The sequence below is a fragment of the Paracoccus fontiphilus genome (assembly GCF_017356265.1).
In the GTDB taxonomy this organism is placed as follows: domain Bacteria; phylum Pseudomonadota; class Alphaproteobacteria; order Rhodobacterales; family Rhodobacteraceae; genus Paracoccus; species Paracoccus fontiphilus.
The window spans coordinates 15005-35142 of sequence record NZ_JAFNAW010000036.1 but is presented as its reverse complement, the minus strand read 5'-3'; the positions used below and the strand labels follow the sequence as shown (position 1 = coordinate 35142).

24 protein-coding genes are annotated in these 20138 nt (G+C 69.4%); 15 read left to right on the top strand and 9 right to left on the bottom strand.

Annotated features, from left to right (window positions below):
- A partial coding sequence (locus tag J0F76_RS12945; RefSeq protein ID WP_207470039.1) for a hypothetical protein occupies positions 1-673 on the bottom strand: 673 nt, incomplete at its 3' end.
- A gap of 77 nt (positions 674-750) precedes the next feature.
- Here J0F76_RS12945 and J0F76_RS12940 point away from each other — a divergent pair.
- From J0F76_RS12940 to J0F76_RS12920, 5 genes are read left to right on the top strand one after another with little or no spacing between them, the layout of a single operon-like run.
- Positions 751-1203 (top strand): GAF domain-containing protein, encoded by a 453-nt coding sequence (locus J0F76_RS12940; RefSeq protein ID WP_207470037.1) that lies wholly within the window; start codon positions 751-753, stop codon positions 1201-1203.
- Entirely contained in the window at positions 1196-1573 is a 378-nt protein-coding gene (locus J0F76_RS12935; protein ID WP_207470034.1) for a GFA family protein, read from the top strand. Before J0F76_RS12940 ends, J0F76_RS12935 begins: the two co-directional genes overlap by 8 nt.
- The gene (locus tag J0F76_RS12930; protein WP_207470032.1) at positions 1570-1938 is read left to right on the top strand and encodes a GFA family protein; all 369 of its coding nucleotides are present in this window, start codon (positions 1570-1572) and stop codon (positions 1936-1938) included. The genes J0F76_RS12935 and J0F76_RS12930 overlap by 4 nt, the downstream gene beginning before the upstream one ends.
- Positions 1935-2561: a LysE family translocator gene (locus tag J0F76_RS12925; protein ID WP_207470030.1), complete on the top strand. Its 627-nt coding sequence runs from the start codon at positions 1935-1937 to the stop codon at positions 2559-2561. Before J0F76_RS12930 ends, J0F76_RS12925 begins: the two co-directional genes overlap by 4 nt.
- On the top strand, positions 2558-3208 hold the full coding sequence (locus J0F76_RS12920) for a pseudouridine synthase (protein ID WP_207470028.1): 651 nt from the start codon (positions 2558-2560) through the stop codon (positions 3206-3208). Before J0F76_RS12925 ends, J0F76_RS12920 begins: the two co-directional genes overlap by 4 nt.
- Here the strand turns inward: J0F76_RS12920 and J0F76_RS12915 are convergent.
- Positions 3205-3657, bottom strand: coding sequence for an RrF2 family transcriptional regulator (locus J0F76_RS12915; protein WP_207470027.1), 453 nt, complete (start codon positions 3655-3657; stop codon positions 3205-3207). The genes J0F76_RS12920 and J0F76_RS12915 overlap by 4 nt on opposite strands.
- A gap of 142 nt (positions 3658-3799) precedes the next feature.
- On the opposite strand from J0F76_RS12915, the gene J0F76_RS12910 reads away from it, so the two are divergent.
- From J0F76_RS12910 to J0F76_RS12895, 4 genes are all read left to right on the top strand, one after another.
- Complete coding sequence (locus tag J0F76_RS12910; protein WP_207470026.1) at positions 3800-4273, top strand: Lrp/AsnC family transcriptional regulator; 474 nt, start codon at positions 3800-3802, stop codon at positions 4271-4273.
- A 94-nt stretch (positions 4274-4367) separates the two neighbouring features.
- Positions 4368-4973 (top strand): RBBP9/YdeN family alpha/beta hydrolase, encoded by a 606-nt coding sequence (locus tag J0F76_RS12905; RefSeq protein ID WP_207470025.1) that lies wholly within the window; start codon positions 4368-4370, stop codon positions 4971-4973.
- A complete protein-coding gene (locus tag J0F76_RS12900) occupies positions 4973-5182 on the top strand; it encodes a hypothetical protein (protein WP_207470024.1) in 210 nt (69 codons plus the stop codon). Before J0F76_RS12905 ends, J0F76_RS12900 begins: the two co-directional genes overlap by 1 nt.
- Positions 5183-5199: 17 nt before the next feature.
- The gene (locus J0F76_RS12895) at positions 5200-6597 is read left to right on the top strand and encodes an FAD/NAD(P)-binding protein (RefSeq protein ID WP_207470023.1); all 1398 of its coding nucleotides are present in this window, start codon (positions 5200-5202) and stop codon (positions 6595-6597) included.
- On the opposite strand, the gene J0F76_RS12890 is transcribed toward J0F76_RS12895, so the two are convergent.
- Entirely contained in the window at positions 6594-7187 is a 594-nt protein-coding gene (locus tag J0F76_RS12890; RefSeq protein WP_207470022.1) for a TetR/AcrR family transcriptional regulator, read from the bottom strand. The genes J0F76_RS12895 and J0F76_RS12890 overlap by 4 nt on opposite strands.
- 116 nt (positions 7188-7303) lie before the next feature.
- On the opposite strand from J0F76_RS12890, the gene J0F76_RS12885 reads away from it, so the two are divergent.
- Genes J0F76_RS12885 through J0F76_RS12875 form a run of 3 tightly spaced genes read left to right on the top strand, consistent with a single transcriptional unit; the run spans position 7304 to position 12946 of the window.
- Complete coding sequence (locus J0F76_RS12885; protein ID WP_207470021.1) at positions 7304-8479, top strand: efflux RND transporter periplasmic adaptor subunit; 1176 nt, start codon at positions 7304-7306, stop codon at positions 8477-8479.
- Between the two features lie 7 nt (positions 8480-8486).
- Complete coding sequence (locus tag J0F76_RS12880) at positions 8487-11597, top strand: efflux RND transporter permease subunit (RefSeq protein ID WP_207470019.1); 3111 nt, start codon at positions 8487-8489, stop codon at positions 11595-11597.
- Positions 11594-12946 carry an efflux transporter outer membrane subunit gene (locus J0F76_RS12875; RefSeq protein ID WP_242690178.1) on the top strand — a complete coding sequence of 451 codons (1353 nt, stop codon included), beginning with the start codon at positions 11594-11596 and terminating at the stop codon, positions 12944-12946. Before J0F76_RS12880 ends, J0F76_RS12875 begins: the two co-directional genes overlap by 4 nt.
- A gap of 3 nt (positions 12947-12949) precedes the next feature.
- Here J0F76_RS12875 and J0F76_RS12870 read toward each other — a convergent pair whose 3' ends face one another.
- Positions 12950-13639 carry a fumarylacetoacetate hydrolase family protein gene (locus tag J0F76_RS12870; protein ID WP_207470017.1) on the bottom strand — a complete coding sequence of 230 codons (690 nt, stop codon included), beginning with the start codon at positions 13637-13639 and terminating at the stop codon, positions 12950-12952.
- Positions 13640-13709: 70 nt separating this feature from the next.
- Positions 13710-14525 carry an MBL fold metallo-hydrolase gene (locus J0F76_RS12865; RefSeq protein ID WP_207470016.1) on the bottom strand — a complete coding sequence of 272 codons (816 nt, stop codon included), beginning with the start codon at positions 14523-14525 and terminating at the stop codon, positions 13710-13712.
- Between the two features lie 168 nt (positions 14526-14693).
- Between J0F76_RS12865 and hmuQ the strand changes: the two genes are divergently transcribed.
- Complete coding sequence (hmuQ, locus tag J0F76_RS12860; RefSeq protein ID WP_207470015.1) at positions 14694-15014, top strand: heme-degrading protein HmuQ; 321 nt, start codon at positions 14694-14696, stop codon at positions 15012-15014.
- Between the two features lie 6 nt (positions 15015-15020).
- Here the strand turns inward: hmuQ and J0F76_RS12855 are convergent, their stop codons facing one another.
- Positions 15021-15566: a DUF924 family protein gene (locus J0F76_RS12855; protein WP_242690177.1), complete on the bottom strand. Its 546-nt coding sequence runs from the start codon at positions 15564-15566 to the stop codon at positions 15021-15023.
- A gap of 314 nt (positions 15567-15880) precedes the next feature.
- Between J0F76_RS12855 and J0F76_RS12850 the strand changes: the two genes are divergently transcribed.
- Both J0F76_RS12850 and J0F76_RS12845 read left to right on the top strand, forming a co-directional pair.
- Positions 15881-17404: a VOC family protein gene (locus tag J0F76_RS12850; RefSeq protein WP_207470014.1), complete on the top strand. Its 1524-nt coding sequence runs from the start codon at positions 15881-15883 to the stop codon at positions 17402-17404.
- Positions 17397-17714: a GNAT family N-acetyltransferase gene (locus J0F76_RS12845; RefSeq protein ID WP_207470013.1), complete on the top strand. Its 318-nt coding sequence runs from the start codon at positions 17397-17399 to the stop codon at positions 17712-17714. The genes J0F76_RS12850 and J0F76_RS12845 overlap by 8 nt, the downstream gene beginning before the upstream one ends.
- A 24-nt stretch (positions 17715-17738) precedes the next feature.
- Here the strand turns inward: J0F76_RS12845 and J0F76_RS12840 are convergent, their stop codons facing one another.
- The 3 genes from J0F76_RS12840 to J0F76_RS12830 are packed head-to-tail and all read right to left on the bottom strand — an operon-like array spanning position 17739 to position 20046.
- Entirely contained in the window at positions 17739-18497 is a 759-nt protein-coding gene (locus J0F76_RS12840) for a VOC family protein (protein WP_207470012.1), read from the bottom strand.
- Entirely contained in the window at positions 18494-19054 is a 561-nt protein-coding gene (locus J0F76_RS12835) for an NADPH-dependent FMN reductase (RefSeq protein ID WP_207470011.1), read from the bottom strand. Before J0F76_RS12835 ends, J0F76_RS12840 begins: the two co-directional genes overlap by 4 nt.
- A gap of 50 nt (positions 19055-19104) precedes the next feature.
- Positions 19105-20046 carry a ring-cleaving dioxygenase gene (locus tag J0F76_RS12830; protein WP_207470009.1) on the bottom strand — a complete coding sequence of 314 codons (942 nt, stop codon included), beginning with the start codon at positions 20044-20046 and terminating at the stop codon, positions 19105-19107.
- Between the last annotated feature and the right edge of the window lie 92 nt (positions 20047-20138).

Genomic DNA, 20138 nt, shown 5'->3' with positions numbered 1-20138 from the left:
GGGCCAGGGCCTGGGCCAGGTCGTCCACCCCGGCGGCGATCGGCGCCAGGTCGCGCTGCGCCACCGGGCCCACGCGGGCCTTCAGGTCGCCCCGGCGCAGATCGGCCAGGCGGCTGGCGATGGCGGCGACGGGACGCAAGGCCCCCCGCGTGGCCCACAGGATCAGCGCCGCCTGAGCCAGCGCCGCCAGCGCCGCCATCCCCAGGAAGGCCGACAGGTTGCGCCAAGCCAGCGCGATTTCCTCGCCCGGGTCGGTGGCGATGAAGACATAGCCGCGCGGGCGCCCCCCAAGCACCACGGGCAAGCGGGTTTCAAGCAGGTCGGGCGCCACAAGGGCCGCGAACCAGCGCGGCGCCGGGGGGCGGGCCGCCGCGGGCGCAGGCGCGCGGCGCACCACGCCATCCAGAACATCGACGGTGCCAAGCGTCACATGGCGCGGCACCACCAGCCGTTCCGGCAGAAGCCGCATGATCCGGTCGGGGGGCACCGCGCCATGCATCGTGCCCACCGTCGCCAGCACCAGCGCTCGCGCCGTTTCGACGGCCAGCCGCGTTTCCGTCGCGACGTCGCGGCGCACGCTTTCCAGGCTGGCGGCCGCCAGAGCCCCGAACAACGCCAGTTGCACGGCCAGGATCACCAGAAGGATGCGTTGTGTCAGGCTGAGACGGCTCATGGCGCGCAGATTGGCCCAGCGCGGCAGGCCCGGCAATGCCCGCTTTCCGCCCCCGCCGCGACGGCATAGAAGGGGACATGACCGATTACCACGCTCTTCACGCCCGCATCCGCGCCCTGACCGAGGGCGAGACCGACATCGTCGCCCTGATGGCGACGCTCGCCTGCGAGATCCACCAGTCCGACGACCGCTTCGACTGGACCGGCTTTTACCGCGTGGTGGCGCCCGACCTTCTGAAGATCGGACCCTATCAGGGCGGGCATGGCTGCCTGTCGATCCCGTTCTCGCGCGGGGTGTGCGGGGCGGCGGCGCGCACGGGGCAGGTCCAGCTTGTGCCCGACGTGGACGCCTTTCCCGGCCATATCGCCTGCGCCAGTTCCACCCGGTCGGAAATCGTCCTGCCGGTCTTTGGCAACGGCGGGCGGCTTCTGGGCGTTCTGGACATCGACAGCGACCGGCCGGACGCCTTCACCGATGAGGACGCCACCCGGCTGGCCGCGATCCTGAAGGAGGTTTTCGGCCATGTCTGACTTCACCGGGCGCTGCCTTTGCGGCGCGGTCACCTTCAAGGGCACCTGGGGCTCCGAGCCGCTGAACGCCTGCCATTGCACCCAGTGCCGGCGCTGGTCCGGCCATGTCTGGGCGGCGACCGGGGCCAGCGACCTGGTGCTGGAAGGCCCGGTGCGGTGGTATCGCTCCTCCGAAAGGGCCGAGCGCGGGTTTTGCCCCGAATGCGGCAGCAGCCTGTTCCGGCGCCAGGTCGGATCGCCCGGCTACGAGGTCGCTGCGGGCGCCGTCGATGCGCCCACCGGGCTGGAACTGTCGGGTCACATCTACGTGGCCGACAAGGGCGATTACTACGACATCGCCGACGGCCTTCCGCAAGAGCGGCAGGGATGAGCCTTTCCGGCCGCTGCCTGTGCGGCGCCGTGTCCTTTGCCTGCGACCGCCACGGGACCAGGGTCCATGAATGCCATTGCAGCCAGTGCCGCCGATGGTCGGGCCTTGTCTGGGCCTACCTGACGGTGGACTGGTCCGCCCTGAGCTTCGTCCGTCAGGACGGGCTGCGCTGGTATCGCCACACGCCGAAGGCGCGGCGGGGCTTCTGCGGCGAATGCGGGGCCACCCTGTTCTTCAGGAACGACAACGATCCGGGCGTCGATATCTCGGCCGGGGTGCTGGACAAGCCGACGGGATTGCACCTAGGGGAAGCCAGCCATGCCGCGTCGCATGGCGATCACTGCAAACCGGGATGGCTCCGATGATCTGGGACACGATCGCCAATGTTCCCCTGGCGCAACTGACCGCCTTTGTCGCCGGCGGCCTGATGCTGAACGTGGCGCCGGGACAGGACGTGTTCTTCGCCAGCGCCTGCGGCATCCAGGGCGGCCCCCGCGCGGGGGCGCTGGCGGGCATCGGCGTCGGCCTGGGCGTGCTGCTGCATGTGACGCTGGCAACCGTCGGCCTTGGCGCCGTGGTGGCCGCCCACCCCGAGGCGCTGCGCGCGATCAAGTATGCGGGCGCGGCCTATCTGCTGTGGCTGGCCTGGAAAAGCTGGCGGGCGGGGCCGGTCGATCCCTCGGCGCGCGGCAGCGTGCGCCCCTGGAACATCATCCGGCGCGGCTTCCTGTCCAATGTCCTGAACCCCAAGCCCGTGCTGTTCCTGCTGGCCTTCCTGCCGCAGTTCACCAACCCGGCCTGGGGGCCGATCTGGCAGCAGATCCTGGGACTGGGCCTGATCTTCGCCTTCACCGGCACCCTGGTCACGATGGGCTATGGCATCGTCGCGGGCTATGCGGGCCATGTGATTGGTCGGCGCCTGGGCCTGATCAACAAGATCGCCGCCCTCATGTTCGCCGCGCTGGCGATCCGGCTGGTCGCGAAATGACCCCCTTCGCCTATGCCCCGCCCCCGGAACAGCCGCAGGTGCTCCATGCCGACCACGAGCTTCTGGTGGTCGCCAAGCCGTCGGGCCTTCTGTCCGTGCCGGGGCGGGGCGAGGGCAAGGACGACTGCCTGATCAATCGCCTGCGCGGCGCCTTTCCGACGATCCTTCTGGTGCATCGGCTGGACCAGGACACCTCGGGCGTCATGGTCTTCGGCCTGACGCCCCATGCCCAGCGAACGCTTGCCAAGCAGTTCGAGGAGCGCCGCGTGAAAAAGGCCTATGTCGCCCGCGTCGCCGGCCGGCTGGAGCCGAGGACCGGCCAGGTCGATCTGCCCCTGATCGTCGATTGGCCCAACCGTCCGCGCCAGAAGGTCGATCACGCCGAAGGGCGCCCGGCATTGACGGAGTGGCGGGTGATCCGCGCGACCGATGATGAAACCCGTGTGCGGCTGTTCCCGCTGACCGGGCGCAGCCACCAGTTGCGGGTCCACATGGCGGAAACCGGCCATCCGATCCTGGGCGATCCGCTTTATGCGACGGGTGCGGCGGCGGACCATCCGCGCCTGATGCTGCATGCCGAAAGCCTGCGCCTGCGCCATCCCGACAGTGGCGTTCAGGTCAGCTTCAGCCAGCCCGCGCCCTTCTAGGCGCCGATCACCTGGTCCGCCACCTGTTCGGACCGCAGCATGTCCTCCAGCGTCAGCGATTCGATCAGGATCAGATAGGACCAGAAAATCTCGGCAAAGACCTTGCGGATGCGGCAGGACGCCTCGTCCCGGCAATCCTCGCAGCGCTGGTAGGCACGGCGCGACAGGCAGGGCAGGGGGGCGATCGGCCCGTCGATCAGCCGCAGCAGTTCGGAGATGGAGATGTCGGCCGGCCGCTTGATCAGCAGGTAGCCGCCCGACCGGCCGCGGATCGAACTGACCATGCCCGCGTTGCGCAGCTCCAGCAGGATCTGTTCCAGGAACCGCTTGGGCGTGTCGGACCGGCGGGCGATCTTCTCGATGGTCAGCGCCTCGGGGGCGGGTTGGGCGGCCTCGTCGCCCAGAACCAGCATCGCCTTCAGCGCGTATTTCATCTTCTGCGTGATCATGGCCCACCCTATGCCGACAAAACACCCGACTCAAGGTCGAGATTTCCCCGCGAACGGCCAAATCCAAATATACGACAAAGACGCTAGACATTTGCTGTTTTTCTGTCAGGCTGGATGCCGGAACAGTTGCAGGAAAACATGCATGGCCAGTCTGGACCTGATCGACCGCAAGATCGTTGCCGCCCTGATGCAGGACGCGACCCAGCCCATCGCGCAGATCGCCGACCGGGTCGGGCTGTCGCAGACACCCTGCTGGAAGCGCATCCAGAAGCTGGAAGCGACCGGGGTGCTGACGGGGCGCGTGGCCCTGGCCGACCCGGCGCAGCTTGGCCTGGGGCTGACCGTCTTCGTGGGGGTCGAGGCGACCGACCATGGCACCGACTGGCGCGACGCCTTTCTGGCCGCCTTGGGAAGATTCCCCGAGGTCATGGAAGCCTATCGCATGGCCGGAGAGATGGACTACCTGCTGCGCGTGGCGGTGCCCGACATGGCGGCCTATGACGATTTCTACCGCCGCCTGACGGATGCCGTGCCGATCAAGAACCTGACCTCGCATTTCGCGATGGAACGGCTGCGCTATACCACGGCCTATCCGGTCAATACCCGCGACCGCTAGAGATCGTCCTTCTCTTTGGCGGGGGATCTTTGGGAACTAAATCACGACAAACTGTGTAGTCTTATGTGGAATTAGAGCGGAAGGAATCACGACGATGTCCAAGACCCTGATCGTTCCCGGCCTTGACGGCTCGCCCGCACCGCACTGGCAGGACTGGTGGGCGCGCACCGATCCCAACGCCATGATCGTCGATCTGCCCGACCCCCGCCGCCCCGTCCGCGAGGCATGGGAGGCCGCCCTGGCCGTGATGATCCTGCGCCACCCCCACAGCATCCTGGTCGGCCATTCGCTGGGCTCGGTGCTGATCACGCAGATGCTGGCCCGCTGGTCGGGGCTGAAGGTGCGCGGGGCCATGCTGGTCGCCCCCGCCGATCCCCTGGCCGCCATCGAGGACTGCCACCGCATCCGCCGCTTCGGCCCCCTGCCCGAGGTGACGCTGGATGTTCCCTCGGTGCTGGTTGCCAGCCGCAACGATCCCTGGATGACCTTCGACCGCAGCCGCGACCTGGCCGATGCGCTTGGCGCCGACCTGATCGACCTGGGCCAGGCGGGCCACATCAACGTGGCGTCGGGCTTCGGTCCTTGGCCCGGCGGCAAGGTGATCCGCGACCGTCTGCTGGAACAAACCGAACGCCCCTCGGCCCTGCGCCGGTGGTTCGGGCAGGCGGCCCAGGTCCTGCCCCGGATGCCGGGTGCGTGATGCCCGGCCGCCGCTTCGCCCGCCATGCCGATCCCGCCCGCCTCATCGATCTAGGAGTGCCCTACATGTTCGACGTCCAGACCGAACTGCACCTGCGCCGGACCGAACGCGGCCATGCCGCCTGCGATGACACCGGCCGCGCCACCCGTGCGATCCTGATCGCGGCCAACCTGTCGGCGCTGTCCCTGCTGGCCGCCGCATTGCTCTGACCGCGCGAGGTCCCGCCATGTCAATCGACCCGATCCTGACGGCCCCCTCGGCCCCGCTGGCGGACGGCGCCGGTCCCCATGTGGTCATCATCGGCGGCGGCGCCAGCGGCGTGCTGATGGCCGCCCACCTGCTGCGCGACCCCGGCGGCCAGGCCCAGGTCACGATCATCGAGGGCCGGCACATGCTGGGCTGCGGCGTGGCCTATTCCACCGATGATCCCGATCACCTGCTGAACACCCGCGCCATCAGCATGAGCGCCTTTCCCGACCAGCCGGGCCATTTCCGCGACTGGCTGGCCCGCCACGGGGTCGCCGCCGGGCCGGAGGGGGGCGACAGCTTCGTCAGCCGCTCCACCTACGGCGCCTACATGGCCGACCTGATCGAGCCTTGGTCGCGCGGCGACGGCCCGCGCCGCCTGCGCTGCCTGCGCGACACCTGCGTCAGCCTGGCAAGGGACGGCGGGGGCGTGCTGGCGCGGCTGTCCGACGGTCGCGAAATCCGCGCCGACCTGGCGATCCTGGCCACGGGCCACGCGCTGCCCGACCCCGACCCAGAAGGCCTGGTGCAGGGATCGTGGGAACAGGGGCCGCTGCCCGACCGCGATGACCGGGTGGTGATCGTGGGCTCGGGCCTGTCGATGGTGGACCAGGTTCTCAGCCTGCTGCGCCGCGGCCACCGGGGCGAGATCCTGGTCGTCTCGCGGCGCGCCCAGTTGCCGCGCGTCCATGCCGCGACACGACCGCTGGAGATCGCGGCCGGCGACATTCCCCTGGGGGCGCCGGTCAGCCGCCTGATGGCCTGGCTGCGCGGCCTAGCCCGCCGGGCCGAGGCCGGTGGCGGCAGTTGGCGCGATGCCATGGACGGGGTGCGCCCGCATCTGCGCCGAATCTGGCAGGCGCTGCCCCCCGCCGAACGCGCCCGCTTCCTGCGCCATGCCGCCTCCTGGTGGGAGGTTCACCGCCACCCCCTGCCGCCCGAAAGCGCCGCCCCGATCCGCGCCGCCATCAGGACGGGCCGCATCCGCCTGCTGGCCGCCTCTTTCCAGGGGGCCGGGCGGAACGCGGAAGGGCACCTGCTGGCCGTGATCCGATGTCGCGGCAGCCGGGTGGAACAGCGCGTCAAATGCGCGCGCATCATCGACTGCCGGGGCATCCGCCGCGACCCCGAGCGAAACGCCACGCCCGTCGTCGCCAGCCTGCTGCGGCACGGCCTGGCCCGGATCGACCCGCTGCGGCTGGGTCTGGACGTCGGCGCCGATTCGGCCGTCATCGACGCGCAAGGCCGGCCCTCGGACCGGATCTTCGCCATCGGCCCCGTTGCCCGCGCGGCGTTCTGGGAAATCACCGCCATTCCGGACATCCGCGACCAGACCGCCGGACTGGCCCGCCGGCTGGCCACGGCGCCCGCGCGCTAGGTCTGCGCCAGATAGCCCCGCAGCACCTGCAGCTTGGCGGCGGCCACATCGACGATGCGGTCCGCCGACATGGCGTCGTCATTGGCCCAGATGCGGAACGTGTCGGCAAGCGCGTGCGACATCGCCTCGGCCAGCAGTTCGGCATCGGGACGCGCGTCCTCGCCCAGCCGGATGACGGCCAGGTCAGCGATCTGGTCGCGCAGGCGTTTCAGCGATCCATAGAAGATCGGCAGAAGTTCCGGCGAGCGGCCCAGAAGCCGGTCGATCAGTTGCGACGTGCCCCGGTCCAGGTCGCTGGCCGTCAGCAGGTGGCGCAGCGCCTGCAGCAGATCGGCCAGCAACGGCCCTGACGAGGCCCGGAACCAGGCAACGGTGTCCTCGTCGAAGCAGGGCGCCGTGCCGATGATCGCCGCGTCCTTGTTCAGGTAATAGTTGAAAAAGGTCCGCTGGCTGACGCCCGCCTCGGTCGCGATCATCTCGGTCGTGACTTGGTCATAGCCGTGCCGCAGCGCCAGCAAGAGGGCCGCGCGCTGGATCTCTCGCGAGGTTTGCAACCGCCGTCGATCACGAAGCGTTGATTTCACGGCCATCCCCTAGCATCCTCCCGGAAAATTCATCACAAGCAAATATTGCACAGTATGCATTACTGTGCAATGCCATGCACAACTCGCATTGCCTGGCCCTTTCGTCCCCAAGGATTGATCCGATGTCCCGTTTCCGCCCTCTCGCCTGCGTCGCGCTGATCGCGACGTGGTTCCTGTCCCTGCCGGTCCAGGCCCAGGACCCGCAGATGCCCACGCCCAGTGTCGGCGTGGTGACGGTCAAGCCGCAGCCCGTGCCGCGCATCATGACCCTGCCCGGCCGCGCGGTGGCGCAGGCGGATGCGGCAATCCGTCCCCGGGTCGGCGGGCTGGTCACAGAAATCCTCTACCAGCCCGGCACCGCGCTGGAGGCGGGCGCGCCGATGTTCCGGATCGACCCGACCACCTACCGGGCGAACCTCACCAGCGCCGAGGCGCAGGTGACGTCGGCCCGCGCGGCGCTGACCCAGGCCGAGACCTCGTTCAGCCGGACCGAGCGGCTGCTGGGATCTGGCACCACGCAGGCGCAGGTCGACGAATCGCGGGCCACGCTGGAACAGGCCCAGGCCGCCCTGCAATCGGCCGAAGCCGCGCTGACCTTGGCGCAGGCGGAACTGGACTGGACCACCGTGACCAGTCCCATCGAGGGCATTGCCAGCGTGGCCGCCGTTTCCGTGGGCGATCTGGTCACGGCGAACCAGGCCGACGCGCTGGCAACCGTCACGCGTCTCGATCCCATTGAGGTGGACATGTACGAGCCTTCCGCCAGGATGCTGTCGGTCCGCCGCGACATCCGCGAAGGCCGCCTGAAGCTGAACGAGACGCTGCAGGCGACCCTGACGCTGGAAAATGGCGAAACCTATGCGGCCACGGGCGAACTGGTGGCGCCGGGCGTCACCGTCTCGACCTCGACGGGGGCGGTGGACACGCGCTTCCGCTTCGACAATCCGCGCAGCCTGATCCTCCCCGGCATGTTCCTGCGCGGCCAGATCAACCTGGGCACGACCGAGGCTTTCCTGGTCACGCAGAACGCCGCCACCCGCGACAAGACCGGCCAGTTGTCCGCCTGGGTCGTGCGCGACGGCAAGGCCGCGCGCGTGAACCTGACCGACGACGGCACCTACCAGAACCACTGGATCGTCACCAAGGGCTTGCAGCCGGGCGACCTGCTGGCGGTGGACAACCTGTCCAAGCTGACCGAAGGCGCCGCCGTCCAGGCCGTTCCCGTGACGCTGGACGAAAACGGCGTCCCGCAGGAACAGCCCGACGCACCCGCCCAACCCGCCCCGGCCAGCGAGTAATCATCCCATGGCACGCTTCTTCATCCACCGCCCCGTCTTCGCATGGGTGCTGGCCTTCGTGACCATGCTGGTCGGCGCCCTGGGCTTGCAAAGCCTGGCGATCGAGCAGTATCCCCAGATCGCCCCCACCACCGTCCGCATCAGCGCGACCTATACCGGTGCCTCGGCCGAGATCGTCGAGAATTCCGTCACGACCATCATCGAGGACGGCATGACCGGCATCGACGGCATGATCTACATGACGTCGAACTCGACCCCCGGATCGGCCTCGGTGTCGCTGACCTTCGACGACACGGTCGATCCCGACATCGCGCAGGTGCAGGTCCAGAACAAGCTGCAGCTTGTCACCAGCCAGTTGCCGGACATCGTGCAGCAGCAGGGCGTGAACGTGTCGCGCTCGACCTCGTCGATCCTGCTGGTGGGCGCGCTGACCAGCACGGACGGCGCCTATACGTCGGTGGAACTGGGCGATCTCGTGTCCCAGATGATCGAGGACCCGGTCAAGCGCACGGCGGGCGTGGGGTCCATCAACACCTTCGGGTCGGGCTATGCCATGCGCGTCTGGCTGGACCCGATGAAGATGGCGCAATATCAGGTCACGCCCGCCGACGTGACCGCCGCCGTGTCCGAACAGAACACCAACGTCACCGTGGGCGACCTGGGCGCCGAGCCTTCGGCCGAGGGCCAGCGGCTGACCATGACCCTGTCCGCGCAATCGCAGTTTTCATCCGTCAAGGAGTTCGAGCGGATCCTGCTGCGCGTGGACCCGGACGGATCGACGGTTTTCCTGGGCGACGTGGCGCGGATCGAGATCGGTCAGGAAGCCTATGGCGGTGCTGCGCGGTACAACGGCAATCCGGCTGCGGGCTTCGGCGTGAACCTGGCGACCGGCGCCAATGCCGTGGACACGGCCGAGGCCGTGCGCGCGGTCATCGACGGCATCGCGCCGTCGCTGCCCCCCGGCGTGCAGGTGGTCTATCCCTACGACACCTCTCCCTTCGTGGAAAAGTCGATCCACCAGGTCTACAAGACCCTGGCCGAGGCCGTGGTGCTGGTCTTCCTGGTGATCCTGGCTTTCCTGCAAAGCTGGCGGGCGACGATCATCCCGGTGGTCGCCATCCCGGTGGTGCTGCTGGGCACCTTCGGCGTGCTGGCGGCGGCGGGCTTTTCCATCAACACGCTGACCATGTTCGCGCTGGTGCTGGCCATCGGCCTGCTGGTCGACGACGCCATCGTCGTGGTGGAAAACGTCGAGCGCGTGATGGAGGAAGAAGGCCTCGGTCCCGTCGAGGCCACGCAGAAAAGCATGGAGGAGATCACCTCGGCGCTGGTCGGCATCGTCATGGTGCTGTCGGCGGTGTTCCTGCCCATGGCCTTCATGTCGGGGGCGACGGGGGTGATCTATCGGCAGTTTTCCTTGACGATCATCACCGCCATGGTGCTGTCGCTGGGCGTTGCCGTGATCCTGACGCCCGCCATGTGCGCCAGCCTTCTGAAGCCCCGCAAGCATGGCGCCGGGATCGCGCCCGCGCGCTGGTTCAACCGCAATCTGGACCGGGCGACGAACGGCTACGGCAATGCCGTGGCGCGCCTCGTGCGCCGTCCGTTCCGGATGCTGGTCGTCCTGGCTGCCATCGGCTTCGGCGCCTACGCGCTTTACGGCAAGCTGCCGGGATCGTTCCTGCCCGACGAGGACCAGGGCGTGATGATGGTGATGATCGAGACGCCCGACGGATCGACCACCGCCCAGACCCAGGCCCTGGTCGAGGACGTCGAGCAGTACCTGATGACCCGGGAATCGGCGACGGTGGAGTCCACCTTCTCGGTCCTGGGCTTCAGCTTCGGCGGGTCGGGCCAGAACAACGCCATGCTGTTCGCGAAGCTGCGCGAATACGAGGATCGGCCGGGGCTGGACGTGGCCTCGCTGGTGTCGCGCGCCAACGGCCATTTCTTCATGAACAACCGCGCGGGGCAGGCCTATTTCCTGCAGCCGCCGTCGATCCCCGGCATGGGCGCATCGTCCGGCTTTTCCATGTACCTGCTGGACCAGTCCGGCCAGGGTCAGGAGGCGATGTCGGCCGCCGCCGACCAACTGGTCGCCACCGCCCAGGGCGACGGCCGCGTGACCAACCTGCGCGGCAACGAGGCGCCGTTCCAGACCTCGCTCCGGCTTGACATTGACCAGCAGAAGGCTGCGGCCTTCGGCCTGTCCATCTCGGAGGTGAACGCGATGCTGTCGGTGATCTTCTCGGGGCGCGACGTGAACGACTTCGCGCTGGGCACCGAACTGCGCCCGGTGATCGTGCAGGGCGAGGCCTATGCCCGGTCCCAGCCCGAGGACATCGACCGCTGGTTCGCGCGCAACGCGGACGGCGACATGGTGAACTTCGGCGCCTTCACCACGCGTGTCTGGGACCAGGAACCGCAGGCCTTGGCGCGGTATGGCGGCACCCGCGCGCTGGAACTTTCGGGCGCGGCGGCACAGGGCCTGTCCTCGGGCGCGGCGATGACCGCGATGGAGGAGATGGTGGCCGACATGCCGGGCGGCTACGGCACCGCCTGGACGGGCCTGTCCTATCAGGAGCGACTGTCCGGCAACCAGGCGCCCTTGCTGTTCGCGCTGTCGGGTCTGGTCGTGTTCCTGGCGCTGGCGGCGCTTTATGAAAGTTGGACGGTGCCGCTGGCGGTGATGATGACCGTGCCCATCGGCATCCTGGGGGCGCTGGCGGCGGCGCTGTTCTTCGGGCAGTCGAACGACGTCTACTTCAAGGTGGGCCTGCTGACGACCATCGGCCTGGCCGCGCGGAATGCCATCCTGATCGTGGAATTCGCGCAATCGCTGGTCGCGCAGGGCCGCCCGCTGCTCGACGCGTCCATCGAAGCGTCGAAGATGCGCCTGCGCCCGATCCTGATGACGACCTTCGCCTTCATGCTGGGGGTGCTGCCGCTGGCCATCGCGTCCGGCGCGGGGGCGGGGGCGCAGAACTCGATCGGGATCGGGGTTCTGGGCGGCATGGCGTCGTCCGCCGTGATCGGGATCTTCCTGGTGCCGGTCTTCTATGTGGCCGTGCTGAAGGCGGTCGAGCTTGTGACAAGAAGAAAGGGAAAACCCGCATGACGATTGGAATGCACCGCCGCGCGCTGCTTGGTTCGGTCCTGGCGCTGGGGGCCTGCGCGGCGGTCGGGCCTGACCCGAACGCCCTGCCGACGCCCGCCGTCCCGGCCGGCTTCGCGGAAGGCGAGGGGACCGCGACACCCGCGCCCACGGCCTTCTGGTCGGGCTACAACGACGCGACGCTGAACGGCCTGATCGGGCAGGGCATGGGCCAGAGCTTCGACATCATGGCCGCGGGCGAACGCATCCGTGCGGCGCAGGCCGATCTGGAAGGCACGGCCGTCTTGGCCTCGCAACTGGGCGGCACCGGCACGGCGGGGCGCGAACGGTCGGGCGGCGACGGCATCGCCGCCGCGACCGCCAACACCGCCACCCTGTCGGCCAGCGTCGTCTTCGACCTGTTCGGCGGCGCCCGCCGCGCCCGCGAAGGGGCCCGCGCCAGCCTGCAATCCGCCCGCGCCGATGCCCAGACGGTGCGGCTTGCCTGGCTGGCCGAGGTGATCGCCGCCTATGCCGATGCGCGGCTTTACCAGCAGGCGCTGGCCCTGACCCGCGACACGATCAGCGCCCGCGAGGGCACGCTGGAGGTCACGCGCAACAGCCGGTCCGTCGGCATCGCCACCGAATACGACGTCGCCCAGACCGAGGCGCTGCTGCAGACCGCCCGCGCCGACCTGCCGAACTACGAGGCGCAGTTCAACGCGCAGGTGTACCGCCTGTCCACGCTGCTGAACCAGCAGTCGGCGCCGCTGATGGCGCAGATGCGGGGCCGGTCGGCCCCCTTGCGCACGCCCCCCGGTCCCGGCACCGGGGTTCCCGCCGACCTGCTGCGGTCGCGCCCTGACATCCGCGCGGCGCAGGCCGACTACGCGGCGGCACTGGCGGCGGTGGGCGTGGCGACCGCCGACCTGCTTCCGGCGATCCAGTTGACGGGCACGGTCAGCGACAGCCGCGGCGCGACCAACTGGGGCTTCGGCCCCGGCCTGTCGCTGCCGGTCCTGAACCAGGGCGCGCTGCAGGCCACCCGCGCCCGCCGCCTGTCCGAGGCGCGAGAGGCCGAGATCGCGTGGAAATCCGCCATCGCCGCGGCGGTCGAGGATGTGCAGACGGCGCAGTCCAACCTGCGCCGCTATCGCCAGCGCGCCGCCACGCTGGACGCGGCGGCGGCGTCCTACGACCGCGCCTATGCCCTGGCGCGGCAGAACTTCGAGGAAGGCGCCCTGGCCCTGGTGGACCTGCTGGAGGCCGACCGGTCGCGCGCCAGCGCCCGGCTGGCTGCGGCGCAGGCCCGCAACGCGGCTGCCAAGGAGTGGGCGACGTTGCAGATCGCCACGGGGGCGGGGTCGCGGTAGGCCTCAGCCGATCCGCGTGACCAGCGGAGTCAGCCCGGCGATCTCGACCGTGACGGTCTGGCCGGGCGTGACGGCGCCCACGCCCGCCGGGGTGCCGGTGAAGATCAGGTCGCCCGGCGCCAGCCTGACCGACCGCGACAGATGGGCGATCACGTCGGCCACCGGCCAGATCATCTGCGACAGGTCCGAGTCCTGCCGCAGCGCGCCATCCACCGTCAGCGCGATCCGCCCGCTGTTGATCGGCCCGGTTTCCCCGACCGGATGCAGCGGCCCGCAGGCCGCCGACAGGTCGAACCCCTTGGCCAGATCCCAGGGCCGCCCGGCCTTTTTCGCCGCCGCCTGCAGGTCGCGGCGCGTGAAGTCGTTGCCCGTGGCATAGCCCCAGATCAGCCCCTGCGCATCTTCGGGTGCGACATTGGACCCGCCGCTGCCAAGCGCCACGACCAGTTCCGCCTCGAAATGCAGGTCGGCGGTCTGGGGCGGATAGGGCAGGTCCGCGTTGCCCGTCAGAAGGGCATCGGCGGGCTTGGAAAAGAAGAACGGCGGCTCTCGGTCGGGGTCATGGCCCATCTCGCGCGCGTGGTCGGCATAGTTGCGGCCCACGCAATAGATCCGGCGCACCGGAAAGCGGCGATCCTCGCCGGCAATTGGCAGGGACGGGGTGGCTGCGGGCGGGATGGCGAAGTCGGGCATGGACAAGGGGCCTTCGATGATTTCGGCGCCACAGTGTGGCCCCGCCCCGTTTCCGTCAAGGCCAAGCCCGTCAAGGCCAGCCCCGGCCCGGGAAGACCGGTTCCAGCACCACCACCGTCGGGCGGTCCGGCAGCCCGCGAAGCGATGCCAGGTATTCGCCGCCGCCCGGCCGCTGGATGTCGAACTGTCCTGACATGCCCGACACGAAGGCCTCCAGCCGCGCGGGGCCGAACCAGTGCATCGGGATCACCACGGAACTGTTCAGCCGGCTGACCACCCGCATCATCGCCGCCTGTTCCATCGTGTAGCTGCCATCGACCGGCACCAGCAGCACATCGACCCGGCCAAGCGTCGCATACTGCGCGTCCGTGGGCTCGTGGTGCAGGTGCCCCAGATGGGCGATGCAAAGGCCCCCGGCCTCGAACACGAAGATCGAGTTGCCGTTCTCCTCGACCGTGCCGAAGGACCGGATGTCGGTCGGCACGTTGCGGATCAGGGTGTCGCCCAGCGTCAGGTAATGGTCGGCCGCGATGCCGAACCTGTCGGACCAGCCGCGCAACACATGGGGGATGCCGTCCACATCGTCGGTCCAGTGGGTCGAATGGGCGTGGTTCATCGTCACCACGTCGGGGGCGGGGGCCCCGTCGGGCAGGGTGCCGTAATAGTCGGTGACGATGTCCAGCCCCCCTTCGGTCTGGATCAGGAACATCGAATGACCCAGATAGGACAACCGCACCGACCGGTCCGGTACCGGGTCCGACCATGCCGCCCGCTGGACCCGTTCAGGCCCGCCCGCCACGGCGATGCAATGGCTGGGCCGTCGTTCCTGCGCGGGCGCGCACAAGGGGGCGGACAGAAGCAGGGCTGCGATCAGGGCAAGGCGCACGGGAACCCCCTCGGCTTGGTGGCGCAAGGCTAGCGCGAATCCGTCGCCTGCCCAAAGGCCGGTCGGCGCCTTGCCCTCACATCCGCGTGACAGGGCTGGTTTCGGGGCTTATCCAAGGCGGGAAAGCCCGCAAGATCGCCAGCCGACGCATCAGAAAGGACACCATCCATGTTCATCGCCATGAACCGCTTCACCGTCCCTGTCGAGAATGCCGCCGAGTTCGAGGCCTTGTGGCTGTCGCGCGACAGCAAGCTGAACGAGCTGCCGGGCTTTGTCGAATTCCACATGCTGAAAGGCCCCGAGGAGGACGGCCGCCGTCTTTACGCCTCGCACACGGTCTGGCAGTCCGAGGAGGATTTCCGCGGCTGGACCCGCAGCCAGCAGTTCCGCGACGCCCATGCCCGCGCGGGCGAGACGCGCAAGCTGCACGAAGGCGCGCCGCGGTTCGAGGGGTTCACCGCCATCCAGCACATCGGCCGGGCGGGATAGGGCCGCTCAGAACCCCCGGTGGGTCTTGAGGAACTCTGCCTCGTCAGGGGTGTTCGGGCGGTCCAGCGCGGCATTGCGATGGGGAAAGCGCCCGAACTTCTCGATGATGTCGCGGTGCTGGATGGCATAGTCCAGGCTGCCCGCATCGCCCAAGGCCTCGTAAAGCTCGACCGATCGGGTCTGGTCGGGCAGATCCTCGCTGTGCATGAAGGGCAGGTAGAAGAACTGCCGCCGCTTGGCATCGATCTGCCCGTCGAAGCCCGCGTCCAGGGCGGCGCGGGCGTGTTCCAGGGCGATGTCGTTGGATTCGAACGCCCGTCCCGAGCCGCGGAAGATGTTGCGCGGAAACTGGTCCAGCACGATCACCAGCGCCAAGGCACCCTCGGGCGTGGTGGCCCAGTTGTCCAGGTCGCGGCGATGCGCGGCCTCGTAGGTGGCGGCGAAGCGGTCGCGGATCGTCAGGTCGGTTTCATCGGACTTGGCGAACCACTGGGGCTCCATCTCCTCGGAAAACCAGAAGTCCAGCACGTCGGTGGCGGTCTTGATTGTCATTCGTCAGGTCCTCTTGGTGGTTGTCGTCAGGCGGTCGGTCGAAGGGCCGGGCCCCAACGCCCGGCCCGCCCTTGGCGTTTCGCGTCCCCGATCCCCTTGCGCGAGAATGCAGGGATGTTCCAGCAGATGCGGCGCGGCCCGTCCAGCAGGCATGTGGCTTGCCGCTTGCAGGTCGATGATATGACCGTCCACCGCGAACCGCCATGGCCCGGCCGTTCGGCAAGGCCGAACGCCGGGTTCCGGGCGCCGCGGATGGCGCCGACCGGCCAGGAACCGCATCTTGGCGCATATGTTCCTTGGACCAGAGGTGCGCGATGACCAGCGGAATCCACCATGTAACGGCGATCACCCGTGACGTGCAGGCGAATGTCGATTTCTGGATGGGTTTCCTGGGCCTGTCCCTGGTCAAGCAATCCGCAGGCTTCGAGGATGCCGAGCAGTTGCACCTGTTCTATGGCGACCCGGCCGGTTCGCCGGGCACGCTGGTCAGCTTTCTTGTCTGGCAGGACGGGGCTGCGGGCCGCGTGGGCCATGGCCGCGTGGCAGAGATCGCGCTGGCCATTCCCCGCGCGCGGATCGGCGACTGGCTGACCCGCGCCATGCAGCGCGGCCTGCGCGTCGAAGGCCCGTCGCGCGAATGGGGCGAACCCGTGCTGCGGTTGAAGGACCCGGACGGCATCATCGTCAAGCTGGTGGGCACCGACATGGCCGACGCAGGCTGGCCGGCGGCGCCCGCGCGTCTTCGCGCGGTCACGATCTGGTCCGCCCTGCCCGAACAGACGGCCGCCTTCCTGCTGCCCTTCGGCTATCGCGCGGGGGGTGCCGAAGGCGGGCTGACGCGGCTGGTCTCGGACACGGATGCCATCGACATCCGCGATGCCTCGGGCTTCGTGGCGGGCATTCCCGGCACGGGCGTCATCGACCACCTCGCCCTGCGGGTGCCCGGTCCCGAGGCCTTGCAGGTCCATCACCATGCCCTGAAAATGCGCAACGCGGGCGATGTGACGGTGCATGACCGCAGGTATTTCGTCTCGCTTTACGCGCGCGAACCGGGTGAAACCCTGATCGAGCTTGCAACCGACGGGCCGGGCATGGCGGTGGACGAGGATGGCGATAGTCTGGGCCGGACCCTGATGATTCCCCCGCATGTCGCGGATACCGACGACCTGCGCCTGCGGCTGCCCCAATTCGCCCGGCCGGGCGAGGAAAGGACAAGAATGAGAGAGCTTCCCTTCGTTCACCGGCTTCGCCAGCCCGACCATCCCGACGGCTCGGTCATGGTGCTGCTGCACGGCACCGGCGGGAACGAGGCCGACCTGATGCCGCTGGCCCACCGGATCGCGCCGCACGCCACGCTTCTGGGCGTGCGCGGCCGCTCGACCGAGGAGGGGGTTTCGCGGTTCTTCCGGCGCACGTCCATGACCAGCTTCGACCAGGACGACATCCGGGACGAAGCCCAAGCCTTTGCGGCCTTCTGGAACGGCGCCCTGGCCGCCTATGACCTGGACCCCGCGCGGATCACGGTGATGGGCTATTCCAACGGCGGGAACTTCGCCGCCGCCGTCATGGGGCTGCAGCCGGGCCTGATCCGGCGCGCGATCCTGATGCGGCCGATGGCCGTGCTGGAGGACCTGCCGCAGGCGGACCTGTCCGGCGTGTCGGTGCTGACGCTGACGGGCGCGCGCGATCCCTATGGCCCGCACGCGCCGCGGCTGAACGACTGGCTGGCGGCGCAGGGCGCGGATCTGGACGCTCGCGTCGTGCAGGCCGGGCACGACATCGTCACGGACGACCTGGCCGCCGCCACGGACTGGATGAAGGGGACCACCAATGGCTGAGCTGACCATCACAAGGGAAGACACCGATGCCCGCCACGGCCGCTATGTCGCCCGCATGGCGGGCATCGACGCCGAGGCGGAGCTGACCCTCACCCGCCACGGTCCCGACCGCATCAGCGCCGACCACACCGGCGCGCCCGACGCCTTGCGCGGCACCGGCGCGGCGGGCGCCCTGGTCGAGGCCATGGTGGCCGATGCCCGGAAATCGGGCTTTCGGATCGTGCCCCTGTGTTCCTATGTGGCGGCGCGCTATGCCAGGCACCCGGACTGGGCCGATGCCTTCGCCACCGCACCCGGAGAGCGGGCCTAGCGCGGCCTGCCGCGCCCCGCGCCGTCAAGCGAAACGGAAAAAGGTGCCCCAGGGGTCGGCCACGGATCGTCCGGCCCGGAGGGGATCGCTGATCACGACCTCGGCCAGGCCGGTCCGTCCCGCGTCGCGCGCTGGTGCGCCTTGGCTGTTCCAGGTGTTCCCGGCCAGGTGGTGGTGATAGCCGTTCCAGCCATACCATGCCCCGCCCTGGGCATCGAAGGTGCGCGTCAGCACCAGATCGCCCGCGAAGAAATCGTCCGCCAGCCCCAGGTCGCCCACCTGCAGGTGGACATGGCCGATGGTGCTGTCCTGCGGCGCACCCTGCCAGGGACCGTCCGCGGCGGACAGCAGGTCGTCGCCGTCCAGGCGGCGGGTGAACATGGCGATCCGGTCGCCGTCGCGGGTCCAATCGCTGGTCGGGCGGTCGCGGTAAACCTCGATGCCGTTGCCCTCGGGGTCGTCCAGGTAGATGGCTTCGCTGACGCCGTGGTCGCTGGCCCCGGTCAGGCGGACCTTGCCGTCGGCGGCATGGCGCAGCCAGCGGGCCAGCGCCGCGCGGTCGGGCAGCAGGAAGGCGGTGTGGAACAAGCCCGCCCCATGCGGGTCGCGCGGGCGCGCGGCTGGATCGCGCCGCAGTTCCATCAGCAGACGGTTGCCCGCGCCAAGCCGCGCCGTTGCGCCGTCCCCGCCCAGGGGGACAAGGCCAAGCGTGTCGCGATAAAAGGCCGTCATGCCGGGCAGATCCCGCACGGTCAGGGCGACATGGTCGATGGAGGGGGTCATGGCCGGTCCTTTCCGGCTGGCAGGCTGGCTGCGAAGCCTGCGATGAAATCGGCCAGTTGCCCACGGGTCTTGTCGTCGGTCAGGGTGCCGTCCGCGTCGAACAGCCCGCCCGCGCGCGACACCATCAGCCGACCGTCCCACCAGGGCCGGGTCCGCAGCGTGCGGAGCACCGGCCACCAATGGGTCTGCGCCTGCGTCGTCCCGAAGCCGCCGGGGGACGCGCCCATCACCGCGACCGGCTTGCCCGCGAAAAGCGCCAGCCCCTCGCCCCGCGACATCCAGTCGATGGCGTTCTTGAAGACACCCGGGATGCCGTTGTTGTATTCGGGCGTTGCCAGCAGCAGCCCGTCGGCCCCCGCAAGCTGGTCCTTCAGCCGGGCGACGGCGGGCGGCGTGCCGTGGGCGGCTTCCTCGTCGCCGTTATACAGCGGCACGTCCGAGATGTCGCCGATGGTGATCGTCACGCCTGCGGGCGCCAGATCCCGCGCGGCGCGCAGCAGGCCGCTGTTGAACGAGGCGCGGCGCAGGCTGCCCGACAGGCCGAGGATGGTGGTCATGCGCGGATCTCCGTGAAAGGGCCGGGGGCAGGGTGCCCCCGGCGCGGGGTTCAGTCCAGCGGCTTCAGCCCGGCCTCGATCGCGGCGCGGCGCCCTTCCAGGAAGGGCGGCAGGGACAGGCCCTGGCCCATCGTCTCTCGCGGTTCGTCCACGTCGAAGCCGGGGCCGTCGGTCGCCAGTTCGAACAGGTTGCCGCCCGGCTCGCGGAAGTAGAGCGAGCGGAAGTAGAACCGCTCGACCTCGCCCGAGTTCGGGACGCGGAAGCCGCGCAGGCGGGCGGTCCATTCGGTCAGCGCCTCCGTGTCGGGAACGCGGAAGGCGACATGGTGGACGCCGCCCGCGCCTTGTCGCGCGGCAGGCAGGCCGGGCTGGACCGCGACATGCAGTTCGGCGGCAGCCCCGCCATCGCCCATCGCGAAGACATGGACCTGCCCTTCGCCGTCGGGGCTGGGATAGTCGCGGACGCGCGCCATGTTCATCACCTGGGTCAGCACGGCCTCGGTCGGGGCAAGCTCCGGCACGGAAATGGTGATCGGCCCGAGGCCGTGGATCTGGTTGGGGGCCGGGACGGGGCTGTGGTCCCAGGGCTGGCCCGCGGGATCGGGCGCGCCGACAAGGCGCAGGCGCTGGCCTTCGGGATCCTCCACGTCAAGGCTGGCGCGGCCGTCCAGCCTGACGACCTTGCCGGTCGAGGCGCCAAGGGCGGACAGGCGCGCGGCCCAGAAGTCGAGGCTGTCTTCCGCCACCCGCAGCCCGGTGCGGCTGATCGACCGGGTGCCGCGCCGTTCGCGTGCCGCCGGCCAGTCGAAGAAGGTGATGTCGGTGCCGGGCGTGCCCGCGCCATCGGCGAAGAACAGGTGATAGGCCGAGGTGTCGTCCTGGTTCACCGTCTTCTTGACCCGGCGCAGGCCAAGCGTGTCGGTATAGAAGCGGTTGTTGCCCGCCGCGTCCGCCGTGATCGCGGTCAGGTGGTGGATGCCGGTCAGTTGCATGATGCGGTTTCCTTGCGTTGCTTGACGCCAATATGGCGCAAGCGGCGCGTTCGCGGCACCCGTCCTGCATGCAATGCGGCGTTCGGTTCTTG